Here is a 12,841-nt window from a genome sequence, read left to right as displayed (position 1 = left end):
TGCGCGGGGCCCGTGACCTCGCGCGCCCGCCTTCGCGGGCGCGCGCGAGGTCCCCGCGGGCGCGCCGGGCGGCGCGCGATCGCGGCCGCGCTCCGATGCATCGGGGCTGCGCCGGCGCGCGAGCCGGGCTAGGCTCGTCGCGCCGGGCCCGCGGCGGGCCCGGGGAAGGGCACCCGGTGGACGACCAGCAGCGGCGGATCGCGGAGGGCGTGGCGCTCCTGCGCGCGCGCTTCGGCGAGAGGATGAAGGCCACCCCCTCGCTCGCGGACGCGAGCCCGCAGGGCGAGGGGCCGGCGAACCGGCACGGCATGCCGAAGGAGCCGCCCGGCCAGAACGTGTTCGAGAAGCACGAGTGGCCGGTGATGGACCTCGGCACCGAGACGCCGGACGTCGCCCCCGAGCGCTGGCGGCTGGTGGTGGACGGCGCGGTGGAGGCGCCGCTCGAGCTCTCCTACGCCGACCTGCTGGCGCTCCCGCAGGTGGACGAGGAGGCCGACTTCCACTGCGTGACCGGCTGGTCGATCCTCGACGTGGCGTTCCGCGGCGTGCGGCTCGAGACCGTGCTGGCGCTGGCGCGGCCCACCGCCGAGGCCACGCACCTCATGGCGCACTCCGCCGACGGCTACTCCACCAACCTGCCGCTGGAGGAGGCGCTGAAGCCGGACGTGCTGCTCGTGCACGCCGTCGAGGGCGAGCCGGTCGCGCGCGATCACGGCGGCCCGGTGCGGATGGTGGTCCCGCAGCTCTACGCCTGGAAGGGCGCGAAGTGGCTCACGCGCCTCGAGCTCATGACGCAGGACCGCCGCGGCTACTGGGAGATCCGCGGCTACTCCAACACCGCGTACCCGTGGCGCGACGACCGGACCTGGTGAGCGGGGGCCCGCGCGCGCGGGCGCCGGCTACTTCTTCTTCGCGAACGCCTTGAAGAAGGCCACGACCTGCGAGGTGGCGCCCTTCCAGTCGAGCTCGGCCGGCGGCTCGTCCTCGGTCCCGTCCACCCAGATGCCGCCGCAGGACTCGCAGGTGTCGTAGGCGAGCGAGCGCTTCTCGCCCCCCTCGACGACGACCAGGTCCACGTTGCAGGCCGGGCACATCCCCGAGATCTCGTCCGCGTTCACGTAGCCGCCGAGCGCCGACAGCGCCGGCAGGTTGGCGTGCAGCAGCACCTTGTTGAGATCGGCGGCGTCGCCCACCCAGATGCCCCCGCACTCGGCGCAGCGCTGGACTGCGCTGTCTTCATGCGCGATCTCGTTCAGTTCGACGCTGCACCGCGGGCAATCCATGACGTAGCGGGTCCTCCTCGGACCGGTGACACGACGGGTTGGGATCGGGGTTTCAAGCGAGGGCCGGCTCTTGCCGAGTCCTGGTCATACTAGGCAGAAGCCGTGCCACGTTTCAACGGGCTTCGGCGCCCGCGGCGGCGACGGCGGCGCGCAATGCCTCGATCAGGAGACGCAGCCGTTCCGGGTGGAGCTTCAGGGCCACCCGGTTCACCACCAGGCGGGCCGACACCTCGAGGACCTTCTCCTCGATGACGAGGCCGTTGGCGCGCAGCGTCTCCCCGGTCTCGGTGATGTCCACGATCGAGTCGGCGAGCCCGAGCGAGGGCGCCACCTCGATGGACCCGTGCAGCGGGATGATCTCCGCCGGCACCCCCTTCGCGGCGAAGTGCCGGGCGGCGAGCGACAGGTACTTCGTGGCCACCCGCGGCGCGACCCCGCGCGGCAGCGGCCGGGCGCCCTTCGGGCGCGCCACGATCACGGTGCAGCGGCCGATCCCCAGGTCGAGCGGCTCGTAGAGATCGCGCGGCTCCTCGCGCAGCACGTCGAGGCCGACGATGCCGACCTCGGCGGCGCCGTGCTCCACGTAGCTCGCCACGTCGCCGGCGCGGATGGAGATGAAGCGCAGGCCGGCCTCGGGGGCGTCGGCCGCCAGCTTGCGCGTGCCCTCCAGCAGCTTGCGCGGCGAGACGCCGAGCGCCCGCTCGAACAGCGCCGAGGACTCCTGCAGGAGGCGCCCCTTCGGCACCGCCACCGTGATGAGCTCGCTCGTGCCCGGCATCAGCCTCTCACCCTCCGGATGCGCGCCCCGAGGGGCGCCAGCTTCTCCTCGATCCGCTCGTAGCCGCGGTCGAGATGGTACACGCGCAGCACCTCGGTCGTCCCGCTCGCCGCGAGGCCGGCCAGCACCAGCGCCGCCGACGCCCGCAGGTCGGACGCCATCACCGGCGCGCCGGACAGCTCCGGCACGCCCTTCACCATGGCGACGCGCCCGTCCACCTCGACGTGCGCGCCCAGGCGGATCAGCTCCTGGACGTGCATGAAGCGGTTCTCGAAGACGGTCTCGGTGATGCGCGAGGTCCCGTCGGCGAGGCAGAGCAGCACCATCAGCTGCGCCTGCATGTCGGTGGGGAACCCGGGGTGCGGCGCGGTCCGCACGTCCACCGGCCGCGGGCGACCGTCGCCGACCACCCGCAGGCCGCCCTCGACCTTCGTCACCTCGGCGCCGACCGCGCGGAGCTTCTCGACGAGCGCCTCCTGGTGGGCCGCCACGCAGCCGCGGACGGTCACGTCGTTGCCGGGCAGCGCGCCCGCCACCAGGAACGTGCCCGCCTCGATGCGGTCCGGGATGACCGCGTGCGACAGCGGCCGCAGCGACGGGACGCCCTCGATCCAGATCTCGTCGGTGCCGGCGCCCTCCACCAGCGCGCCCATCGCCACCAGCGCGTCGCCGAGGTCCTTCACCTCCGGCTCGCGCGCGCAGTTGCGCAGCACCGTCTCGCCCTCGGCGAGCGCCGCCGCCATCATGACGTTCTCGGTGCCGGTGACGGTCTGGGCGTCGAAGGTGAACACCGTCCCCCGGAGCCGGCCGCGCGGCACGGTGGCGTTCACGTACCCGTGCTCGAGGCGGATCTCGGCGCCGAGCGCGGTGAGCGCCTTCAGGTGCTGGTCGATGGGGCGGGCGCCGATGGCGCAGCCGCCGGGCAGCGAGACGCGGGCCTTGCCCCAGCGCGCGAGCAGCGGCCCGAGCACCAGCACCGAGGCGCGCATGGTCTTCACCAGCTCGTAGGGCGCCTCGGGCGTCACCGCGGCCGGCACGCGCAGCCGGACCGTCCGCCGGTCCGCCTCGCCGCGCGCCACCTCGGCGCCCATGTGCCCGAGCAGCTTGCCGAGCGTGCGCACGTCCGCGAGGTCGGGGACGTTGCGCACCTCGTGCTCGCCCTCGGCGAGCAGGGCGGCGGCGAGGACGGGCAGCGCGGCGTTCTTCGCGCCGGAGACGTCCACGCTCCCGCGGAGCGGGACGCCTCCCTCGATGACGATCTTGTCCAACGAATGGCTCCTTCGGCGTCCGGGCGGGGGATCGCCCGGACGGTGCTGCGTGCAAGCGGGATGCGAGCGGCGGCGCGGATTCTACGCGGCGCCCGCCAGGCGCGCCACCGTGAGCCTGGGCAGGCCGGCCAGGTCCCGCCGGGCCTCCGCCTGCTCGAACCCCGCCTCGCGGCAGAGCCGCGGCAGGACGTCCAGGTGCTGCTCGTGCATCTCCAGCACGAGCGTGCCGCCGGGCACGAGCCGGGCGGGCGCGCCCTCCACGATGCGGCGGAGCAGGGCGAGGCCGTCGGGTCCGCCGTCGAGCGCCAGCCGCGGCTCGCGCCGCACCTCCCGGGGGAGCGTGTCCAGCTCGCCACGCGGCACGTAGGGCGGATTGGACACGATCACGTCGAAGCGCTCGCCCTCGCGGAGCGGCGCCCACAGGTCCCCCTGGCGCAGGTCCACCGCGGCGCCGAGCGCGCGCGCGTTCTCCGCGGCGACCGCCAGCGCGTCGGCGGAGAGGTCGGTCGCGACCACCCGCGCGCCGGGCCGCTCCAGCGCGAGCGACACGCCCAGGGCGCCGGACCCGGTGCACAGGTCGAGCGCGGCCCCGCCCTCCGGCAGCGCGTCGCGCGCCGCCTCCAGCACCAGCTCGGTCTCGGGCCGCGGCACCAGCACGCGCGCGTCCACCCGGAACGGCCGGCCGTAGAAGTCGCGCCGGCCGGTGAGGTAGGCGGTGGGCTCGCCCTCGGCCCGGCGGCGCACCAGCTCGCGGAACGCGGCCAGCTCCGGCGCGGCGAGCGGCTTGTCGAAGTCGAGGTAGAGCCGCATCCGCTCGCAGCGCAGCGCGTGCCCGAGCAGCAGCTCCGCGGTGAGCCGCGGCGCGTCCACGCCCTTGCGGCCGAAGAACTCCTGGGTCCAGGCGAGGAGGCGGAGCGTGGTCCAGGCCTCGCCCTCGCTCACGCCCGCCGCTCCGCCGCCCCGGCCTCGCCGCGCGACGCCTCGCGCAGCGCCTGGGCCGCGTAGAAGGTCCGGCAGGCGTCGATCACGTCCTGCACGTCCCCGTCCATCACCGCGGGCAGGTTGTGGCGCGTGTAGTTCACGCGGTGGTCGGTGAGCCGGTCCTGCGGGAAGTTGTAGGTGCGGATCTTCTCGGAGCGGTCGCCGGTGCCCACCTGCGACTTGCGGGTCGCGTCGCGCGCGCTGCGCTGCTTCTCCTGCTCGATCTCGAAGAGCTTCGCCCGCAGCATCTTCATGGCCATGGTGCGGTTCTTCAGCTGGCTCTTCTCCTGCTGGCACTTCACCACGATACCGGTGGGCTTGTGGGTGAGGCGCACCGCGGAGTCGGTGGTGTTCACCGACTGGCCGCCCGAGCCGGTGGAGCGGAACACGTCCATCTCGACGTCGGCCGGGTTCACCTGGACGTCGATCTCCTCGGCCTCGGGCATGACCGCCACGGTGACGGTGGAGGTGTGGATGCGCCCCTGCGCCTCGGTGGCGGGGACGCGCTGCACCCGGTGCACGCCGGACTCGTACTTGAGCGAGGAGTAGACCGCGTCGCCCGAGACGGTGAGCGTCGCCTCCTTCACGCCGCCCAGCGCGCCGCCCGAGGTGTCCATCAGCTCGACGCGCCAGCCGCGGCGCTCGGCGTAGCGGACGTACATGCGCATGACCTCGGCCGCGAACAGGCCCGCCTCGTCGCCGCCCGCGCCGGCCCGGATCTCGACGATGACGTCCTTCTCGTCGTTCGGGTCCTTCGGGACGAGGTACAGCTTGAGCTGCTCCTCGGCGGGCTCGACCTGCGGCCGCAGCTGCGCCAGCTCCTCCTTGGCGAGCTCGCGGAGGTCGGCGTCCTTGTCCCCGAGCAGCGCCTCGTTGCCCGCCACGTCGTCGAGCAGCTTGCGGTAGGCGCGCAGCGCGGTGACGGTCTGCTCGATGGAGGCGCGCTCCTTCGCCACCTTCCGGAACCGGTCGCCGTTGCTGGCCACGGCCGGGTCCGAGAGGAGCTGCGTCAGCTCCTCGAACCGCTGCTCGATGGCCTCGAGCTTCTTCAGGACGTCGGGGGACAGCATGGGGGGGACTTCTTACCGTTTCCACGCGGGGATGGGCAAGGCGTGTGGCCGCCGGCCGGCCCCGGGGGCGGCCCGGTGCGCGCCGGCCGGGCGAAGCGCCGCACGCGCACCGCCGGTGCGGCGCGCCGGGGAGGGTCACCCCCGGAGGGCCGGGACGGGCGGTGGCGTTCGGCGCGGGCGTGGGTACCCTCGCAGATGGGAGGCAGCCGCCCTGCCGGATGGACATGCGCCCGCCGCTCCGCATCCCGCCTCCGCCGACGCTCCGCCCCGGGCCCGCCTACGCGCTGGCGGCCGGGCTGGCGGTGGCCGGCGCGGCGCTCGCAGCGGCAGGCGCGGATCACCTCGAGCGCGCGCCCTTCCTGCCGGTCGTGCCGGCCGTGGTGCTCGCCGCCTGGCTCGGCGGCGTCGGCCCCGGGGTGCTGGCGGCCGCGCTCTCCGCAGTGCTCGTGAACCTGGCGGTGATCGGGCCCACCGCGGGCTGGAGGCTGGGCGACCGCGAGCTCTCCGCGACCGCCGCCTTCGTGGCGCTCTCGGCGCTGCTCGTGGCGGCCATCGGCGCGATCCGGGACGGGTTCGCCGAGCGGGCGGCGCGCGAGCGCGCCGTGCGCGAGAGCGAGGCGCGCTTCCGCACGCTCGTCGAGACCATCCCCCAGCTCGTCTTCACGCTGGCGCCCGACGGCACGCCGGACTTCCACAGCCCGCAGTTCGAGGCCTACACCGGCCTCGACAACGAGGCGATCCTCGCGGCGGGCTGGGCGGCCCAGTTCCACCCGGACGACCGGGCCCGGGCCCGCGCCGACTGGGAGGCCGGCTTCGCCGCGCGGCGCACGGTCTGCGGCGAGTACCGGCTCCGCGGGCGCGACGGCGGCTACCGCTGGTTCCTGGTGTCCGCGGTGCCGCTGCGGGCGGCCGACGGCCGGGTGGTGAAGTGGTTCGGGACGTTCACCGACATCGAGGCGCAGAAGGAGGTCGAGCGCCACAAGTCGGAGGCCATCGCGGCGCGGGACGTGTTCCTGTCGGTGGCGAGCCACGAGCTGAAGACGCCGGTCACCGCCGCGCTCCTCCAGGCCCAGCAGGCGCTCCGCTCGCTGGATCGCGACCCGCCCGACGCCGGCCGCGCCCGCGGGCAGGTCGCGGCGGCCGCCGGCAGCGTGGAGCGGCTCGGGCGGCTGGTCGAGGCGCTCCTCGACGTCTCGCGCCTCGCCACCGGGCGCACCGCGCTGGAGCGGCGCCGCTACGACCTCTCCGACGCGGTCCGGCAGGCGGCGGCGCGGCTCGCCGAGCCGGCCGCGCGGGCGGGCAGCGCGCTCGAGCTGGAGGTGGAGCCGGACGTCGCCTGCGAGGGCGACCGGCTCCGGATCGAGCAGGTGCTCACCAACCTCGCCTCGAACGCGCTGAAGTACGGGGCCGGCCGGCCCGTCACCATCGCGCTGCGGCGGGAGGGCGGGCGCGCGGTGCTGCGGGTGCGCGACCGGGGCATCGGCATCCCGCCGGCGGACCTGGAGCGGATCTTCGGGCGCTTCGAGCGCGCCCACGAGGCACGCCACTACGGCGGGCTGGGCCTGGGGCTCTGGATCGCGCGGGAGATCGTGGAGGCGAGCGGCGGCACCATCTGCGCCGAGAGCGCGCCCGGGGAGGGCGCCACCTTCACGGTCTCGCTGCCGCTCCCGCGGCCGGAGGCGGAGCAGGCCGAGACGGCGGGCGCCGCGGTCAGTCCCGCCGCGCCAGCGCCTCCGAGAGCGCCTTGATGGGCCCGACGTCGGCCCGGCTCGAGTCCACCAGCAGCTTCAGCACCGTGAGCGCCGCGCGCGCGAGGTCCGAGAGCACCTCGAGCCGGCGCGCCTTGAAGCGCGCCTGCGCCTTCACGGCGGGGTCCACGTCGGCGAGCGCGGCCCGCACCTCGCCGAGCGCGCGCTCGAACGCCGCGAGCGCCTGCTCCACCGCGCGCTTCTCGCGCTCGCGCAGCACCCGGGCCACCAGCTTCCAGACGTTGGTCTCCGCCTCGAAGTGCTCCTTGCGGTCCCCCGGGACCTCGACCGTCCGCACCACGCCCCAGCGGCGCAGCTCGGCGAGGCTCATGGAGAGCAGGCCGGTGGAGATCTGCAGCCGGTCGCACAGGTCGGGCGCGGCGAGCGGCCGGTCGGACAGGAACAGCACGGCCCAGATGCGCCCGAGCTGCCGGCGGAAGCCCCACAGCTCCATGAGCGCGCCCACCGCGTCGGCGACGGCGAGGTCGGCCTTCTGCAGCGCGTGGGAGGTGGGCGCGGCGGCGCGTTGCGCGGCGGCGGTCATGCGGGTCCCCCGGTCACCGAAGCGCCAGATCGGCGAGCGCGCACAGCGCGAACGCGATCGACGCGAAGGCGTTGTAGTTGAAGAACGCGACGTTGATCCGCTCGGGCCGGAGCGCGCCCCCCGGCGCCACGTAGCGGTGCTCGGCGGCGAGCGTGGCGGCGAGGATCACCGACCCGAGGATCCAGCCCGCCCCGCGGCCGGCCAGCGCCCCGGCGGCGAAGATCGCGGCGGCGGCGACGAGGTGGAGGCCCCGCGCCCAGCGGAGCGCGCCGGGGACGCCGAACCGCGCCGGGATCGAGCTCAGCCCCGCCCCGCGGTCGTAGTCCATGTCCTGCATCGAGTAGAAGACGTCGAACCCGGCGATCCACGCGCCCACGCCGAGCCCCAGCACCACCGAGGCGAGCGGGGCCGTCCCGGTGAGCGCGATCGCCACGCCGACCGGCGCGAGCGCCTGCGCCACCCCGAGCCACAGGTGGCAGGCCCAGGTGAACCGCTTCGCGTACGAGTAGCCGAGCAGGATGGCGAGCACCGGCAGCGCCAGCGCGCCGCAGACGGGCGAGATGAGCGCGGCCGCGGCCACGAACGCCGCCGAGGAGCCGACGAGCAGCGCCCAGGCGGCGGCCGACGAGACCTCGCCGGTGACCAGCTCGCGCCGCTGCGTGCGCGGGTTGCGGGCGTCGAAGGCCCGGTCGGCGATGCGGTTCATCGCCATGGCGGCCGTGCGCGCCGCCACCACCGCGAGCGCCACCAGGGCGAGGCGCGCCGGGTCCAGGCGGGCCTCGGCGGCGACGAGCGCCACCGCCGCGGCCGCGAACGGCAGCGCGAACAGCGAGTGGCTGAGCTTCACCATGCGCGCGAGCGCGGCGACGGTCATTCGGGACGCTCCGGGCCCGGGCGCTGCCGGGCGAGCCAGGTGAACGGGCGCTCCTCGGCGCCGAAGGTGGAGACCAGCCACTCGGCCGGATCCGGCGGGCGCGCGCCCTCGAGCGGCGCGGCGAGCACGCCCGGCGCGGCGCCCGGCGCGAGCCGGCCCACGTGCGGCGCCCCCAGCGCGGCGCCGTTCCAGGCGAGCGGGAGCAGCCGCGCCGCGGACACGGCGGGCACCTCGCGGCGCAGGAGCGCCAGCTCGGCGAGGGGCGCGAGGGAGGGGGCGCTCGCGAGCGAGTCGGTGCCGACGGCGAGCGGGATCCCCGCCGCGAGGAGCGCCTCGAGCCGCGGCAGCGCGCCCAGGATGTAGCGGTTCGAGCGCGGGCAGAGCACCACGGTGGCGCCGGTGGCGGCGAGCAGGCGCAGGTCCTCGTCGTCGAGGTCCACGCAGTGCACCGCCAGGTGGTGCGGGCGGAGCTCGTCCTTCACCGCGTCCACCGGCGAGCGCCCGGTGATCCGCAGCTCGTGCAGCGCCGCGCCCAGGCTCGCGTACATGCGCCCGAACGCGCCCGCCGACTCGGTCGCGCAGAAGGCGCGCTCGGCCGGGTCCTCGGCGAGGTGCAGCGAGCCGGGGCCGCCGCGGAGCAGCGCGCGCAGGCCGTCGGCGTTCGTCGAGTAGATCGCGTGCGGGCTCTCCACCACCCGGAGCCCGGGCGGCGGGGCGGCGGCCTCGCGGACCTGGCGCGCGGCGGCGCGGGCCTCCTCGAAGCGACCCGGCGTGAAGCCGAACACCTCGTGGAAGATCGTGCCCCCGAGCCCGGCGGCGGCGAGCGGGGCGAGCGAGTCGAGCGAGTTGCCGATGTCGCCCACCGCGGCCACCCCGGCGCGGACCAGGTCCTCGGCGGCCATCCCCATGGCCTCCGCGGGCTCGCCCTCGCGGGTGCGCCGGCGCGCGGCCACGAACAGCTGGATCCAGGCGGGCAGCCCCTCGCCGCCCGCCACCCAGCCCTTCATGTGCGAGAGCTCGAGGTGCAGGTGCGCGTTCACGAGCGCCGGCAGGAGCACCGCGTCGAGCGGCTCCGCCCGCCCGAAGCGCGCCTCCACCTCGGCGCGGGGCCGACCGCGCGCACCCGGTCGCCCTCCAGCGCCACCGCGCCGTCGGCGATCGCCGGCGCGGACGCGGCGGGCGCGCCGGGCGCGAGGCCGGGGAGCACCCAGGGGGCGGCCACCACGCGGATCACGCGCGGGTCTCCTCCACCAGCTGGTACCTCATGTTGCGGCGGGCGGCGCGGAAGCCGGCGTCGCGGATGTGCCGCTCCACCTCCTCCGAGTCCATCTTGAAGGTGGTGCCGGCCGCGGAGACCACGTTCTCCTCGATCATCACCTGGCCGAAGTCGTTGCAGCCCATGTGCAGCGCGGCCTGCGCGACGCCCCCGCCCATGGTCACCCAGGACGCCTGCAGGTTGGGGACGTTGTCGAGCACGAGCCGCGAGAGCGCGTTGGTGCGCAGGTAGGCGTGGGCGCTCCCGTCGCCCGGCTCGAGCCGGGTGTTCTGCGACTGGAACGGCCAGCAGATGAACGCGGTGAAGCCGTGCGTCTCGTCCTGCAGCTCGCGCAGGCGCATGAGGTGGGCCACCCGGTGCTCCGGCCCCTCGCCCACCCCGAACATCATGGTGGCGGTGCTCTTCAGCCCCTTCACGTGGGCCGCCTTCATCACCGTGAGCCACTCGTCGGTGGAGCACTTGAGCGGCGCGATCCGGCGGCGGACCTCGTCGTCCAGGATCTCGGCGCCGCCGCCCGGGATGGAGTCCATCCCGGCGGCGATCAGCCGGTCGATGGTGGCCTCGAGCCCGAGCTCGCTGGTCCGGGCGATGTGCCAGATCTCCTCGGGGGAGAGCGCGTGGAGGTTGATCACCGGCCAGGTCTGCTTCACCCAGCGGAACAGGTCCTCGTACCACTCGACGCCGAGGTCGGGGTGGAGGCCGCCCTGCAGCAGGATCTCGATGCCGCCGAGCGCCACGGTCTCGTCGATCTTCTGCGTCAGCTCCTCGCGGGTGAGGACGTAGGACTCCCCGTGGCCGCGCGGCCGGTAGAACGCGCAGAAGTGGCACGCGGTGGTGCACACGTTCGTGTAGTTCACGTTCCGCGACACGATGTACGTGACGAGATCGCCGGGGTGGAGCGCGCGCCGGCGCGCGTCGGCGGCCAGCCCGAGCTCGAGCAGCGGCGCCTTCTCGTCGAGCGTGGCCGCCTCGTCGGCGTCGAGGCGCTCGCCGTCGGCGCCCTTCTGCAGCGCGGTGTCCACCGAGACGGCGCGGCGCGCGCGCCGGGTCCTGACCACGTCGTCCACGAAGCGGAGCGGCATGGGCGGCAGGAAGCCCTTCGCGGCGGCGCGCTCCAGGAACGCCTCCAGCCCCTGCAGCTCGTAGGGGCCGAGGCCGTAGCGGATCTTCTGGGTGAGGTAGCGGCGGTACTTCTCCGGGTCGCCGCCCTTCAGCGCGGCGAACCTCTGCGCCAGCTCGGTGCGGATCCCGAGCCCGTGCTGCGCGGCCCGGGTCAGCTCCTGCACGTCCTCCGGCGAGACCGCGCCCGGGCGCGCCGCCCACAGCGCGAAGATCATGGGCAGCCCGGTGAGCTGGGTCCACTCGCGCCCCAGGTCGAGCACGTGGTTGGCGCGGACGCCGAACCCGCGGTCGCCGATCACCAGCGCGCCCTTGGTGCCCTTGGCGCGGGCCAGCCCCTCCTCCGCCGGCATGGGCGTGAACTTCGGGTGGACGCCCTTCGCGTCGAGCACCAGCTTCGCGAGCACGTGCGAGGTGCGGGAGGCGGTGTCGAGGAACACCTCGTCCCAGATGGCCGGCGACTGCTCGCCGGCGAGCACCACCGTCTGCACCGGTCCGTCGGCGCCGATGGCGATTCCGGGCACGATGTCGTACTGGCCCTTGGTGAGCGCGGCGACCGACACGAGCGCCAGGTCCACCTCGCCCGCCTCCAGCATGGCCGCGCAGCGGGACGGCTCGGCCTGGACCAGCTCGATGCGCTCGGAGCCCTCCAGCCCGGCGGTGAGCGGCCAGGCGTTCAGGAACGAGACGGCGGCGGCGCGGATCTTCTTCGGCATGGGAGCTCTCTGGGGGATCAGGCGGTGACCTGGAGGCGCGCGGGCGGCTCCTCGGGGAGCGGCGCGTCGTGGACCTTCAGCACGCGGTAGAGGCTGTCGCGCTCGGCCGGCACGCGGCCGGCGGCGCGGATGAGCTGGTGCAGCGTGCGCTCGCTGAGCGCCTGCGGCACGGTGGAGCCGGCCATGTGGTAGATGCGCTCCTCGAGCACGGTGCCGTCGAGGTCGTCCACGCCGAAGGAGAGCGCGGTCTGCGCCAGCCGCTCGCCGAGCGACACCCAGTAGGCCTTCACGTGGTCGAAGTTGTCGAGGTACAGGCGCGCCACCGCCAGCGAGCGCAGCGCGTCGTAGCCGGTGGGCTTCGGGAACGCCTTGCCGATCATGTTGTGCTCGGGGTGGAACGCGAGCGGGATGAAGACCTGGAAGCCGTGGGTCTCGTCCTGCAGCTCGCGCAGCCGGCGCATGTGGTCCACCCGCTCGTCCAGGCGCTCGATGTGGCCGTAGAGCATGGTGGAGTTGGTCTTCACGCCGAGGCGGTGGGCGGTGCGGTGGATCTCGATCCACTGGTCGGCGGTGGCCTTGTCGTCGCAGATCTTCCGGCGCACCCGCGGCGCGAAGATCTCGGCCCCGCCGCCGGGCATGGTCTGCAGCCCGGCGTCCATCAGCCGGCGCAGCACCTGCTCGTAGCTCATGCCGAACTTCTCGGCGAAGAAGTGGATCTCGATGGCGGTGAACGCCTTGATGGCCACCTCGGGCCAGCCCGCCCGGATCCGCGAGAGCAGCTCGGTGTAGTACTCGAACGGCAGGTCGGGGTGCAGGCCGGAGACGATGTGCACCTCGGTCACGCCGAGCGGCTTGCGCGACAGCACCTTCGCCACCGCCTCGTCCACCGACATGGTGTAGCCGTCGGAGGCGCGCTGGTCGTCCTTGCGCGCGAACGAGCAGAACTTGCACGACGCGACGCAGACGTTGGTCGGGTTGAGGTGGACGTTGCGGTTGTAGAACGCGAGCGCGCCGTGGCGGGCCTCGCGCACGTGGTTCGCGAGCGCGCCGAGCGCGGGCAGGTCCGCGGCCTCGAACAGCCTCAGGCCGTCGGCGTCGGTGAGCCGCTCGCCGGCCAGCACCTTGTCGCGGATGGGCCCGAGGCCGTCGCGCTCGAGCGCGCGGTTCGCCAGGGTCGAGAGCAT

Annotated in this window: 12 protein-coding genes; 2 read left to right on the top strand and 10 right to left on the bottom strand. The window is 74.9% G+C overall.

Translation table 11 applies throughout. The features are described from left to right. The first annotated feature begins 176 nt into the window (after positions 1-176). Positions 177-872 carry a sulfite oxidase-like oxidoreductase gene (locus tag ACOQFB_RS19470; RefSeq protein WP_421609593.1) on the top strand — a complete coding sequence of 232 codons (696 nt, stop codon included), beginning with the start codon at positions 177-179 and terminating at the stop codon, positions 870-872. 27 nt (positions 873-899) lie between these two features. On the opposite strand, the gene ACOQFB_RS19465 is transcribed toward ACOQFB_RS19470, so the two are convergent. The 5 genes from ACOQFB_RS19465 to prfA form a co-directional block, all read right to left on the bottom strand. Continuing rightward, entirely contained in the window at positions 900-1,283 is a 384-nt protein-coding gene (locus tag ACOQFB_RS19465) for a TFIIB-type zinc ribbon-containing protein (protein ID WP_059436935.1), read from the bottom strand. 112 nt (positions 1,284-1,395) lie between these two features. Next, positions 1,396-2,061: an ATP phosphoribosyltransferase gene (gene hisG / locus ACOQFB_RS19460; protein WP_059436934.1), complete on the bottom strand. Its 666-nt coding sequence runs from the start codon at positions 2,059-2,061 to the stop codon at positions 1,396-1,398. Beyond that, entirely contained in the window at positions 2,061-3,329 is a 1,269-nt protein-coding gene (gene murA / locus ACOQFB_RS19455) for a UDP-N-acetylglucosamine 1-carboxyvinyltransferase (protein ID WP_421609592.1), read from the bottom strand. The genes hisG and murA overlap by 1 nt, the downstream gene beginning before the upstream one ends. 81 nt (positions 3,330-3,410) lie before the next feature. Next, positions 3,411-4,271, bottom strand: coding sequence for a peptide chain release factor N(5)-glutamine methyltransferase (gene prmC / locus ACOQFB_RS19450; RefSeq protein ID WP_059436932.1), 861 nt, complete (start codon positions 4,269-4,271; stop codon positions 3,411-3,413). Beyond that, complete coding sequence (prfA, locus tag ACOQFB_RS19445) at positions 4,268-5,380, bottom strand: peptide chain release factor 1 (protein ID WP_059436931.1); 1,113 nt, start codon at positions 5,378-5,380, stop codon at positions 4,268-4,270. Before prfA ends, prmC begins: the two co-directional genes overlap by 4 nt. A 218-nt stretch (positions 5,381-5,598) precedes the next feature. Here prfA and ACOQFB_RS19440 point away from each other — a divergent pair, with 218 nt between their 5' ends. Next, entirely contained in the window at positions 5,599-7,128 is a 1,530-nt protein-coding gene (locus ACOQFB_RS19440) for a PAS domain-containing sensor histidine kinase (RefSeq protein ID WP_421609591.1), read from the top strand. On the opposite strand, the gene ACOQFB_RS19435 is transcribed toward ACOQFB_RS19440, so the two are convergent. From ACOQFB_RS19435 to mqnE, 5 genes are all read right to left on the bottom strand, one after another. Beyond that, entirely contained in the window at positions 7,091-7,672 is a 582-nt protein-coding gene (locus ACOQFB_RS19435; protein ID WP_059436929.1) for a GbsR/MarR family transcriptional regulator, read from the bottom strand. The genes ACOQFB_RS19440 and ACOQFB_RS19435 overlap by 38 nt on opposite strands. 13 nt (positions 7,673-7,685) lie before the next feature. Continuing rightward, positions 7,686-8,546 carry a UbiA-like polyprenyltransferase gene (locus tag ACOQFB_RS19430; protein WP_059436928.1) on the bottom strand — a complete coding sequence of 287 codons (861 nt, stop codon included), beginning with the start codon at positions 8,544-8,546 and terminating at the stop codon, positions 7,686-7,688. Next, positions 8,543-9,643: an amidohydrolase family protein gene (locus tag ACOQFB_RS19425; RefSeq protein ID WP_494492325.1), complete on the bottom strand. Its 1,101-nt coding sequence runs from the start codon at positions 9,641-9,643 to the stop codon at positions 8,543-8,545. Before ACOQFB_RS19425 ends, ACOQFB_RS19430 begins: the two co-directional genes overlap by 4 nt. Positions 9,644-9,776: 133 nt before the next feature. Then, a complete protein-coding gene (gene mqnC / locus ACOQFB_RS19420; RefSeq protein WP_059436926.1) occupies positions 9,777-11,657 on the bottom strand; it encodes a cyclic dehypoxanthinyl futalosine synthase in 1,881 nt (626 codons plus the stop codon). 17 nt (positions 11,658-11,674) lie between these two features. Then, positions 11,675-12,841 carry an aminofutalosine synthase MqnE gene (gene mqnE / locus ACOQFB_RS19415; RefSeq protein ID WP_059436925.1) on the bottom strand — a complete coding sequence of 389 codons (1,167 nt, stop codon included), beginning with the start codon at positions 12,839-12,841 and terminating at the stop codon, positions 11,675-11,677.

This window comes from Anaeromyxobacter sp. Red801 (genome assembly GCF_049201065.2).
Taxonomy (GTDB): domain Bacteria; phylum Myxococcota; class Myxococcia; order Myxococcales; family Anaeromyxobacteraceae; genus Anaeromyxobacter.
This window is presented reverse-complemented; position numbering and strand designations above follow the sequence as displayed.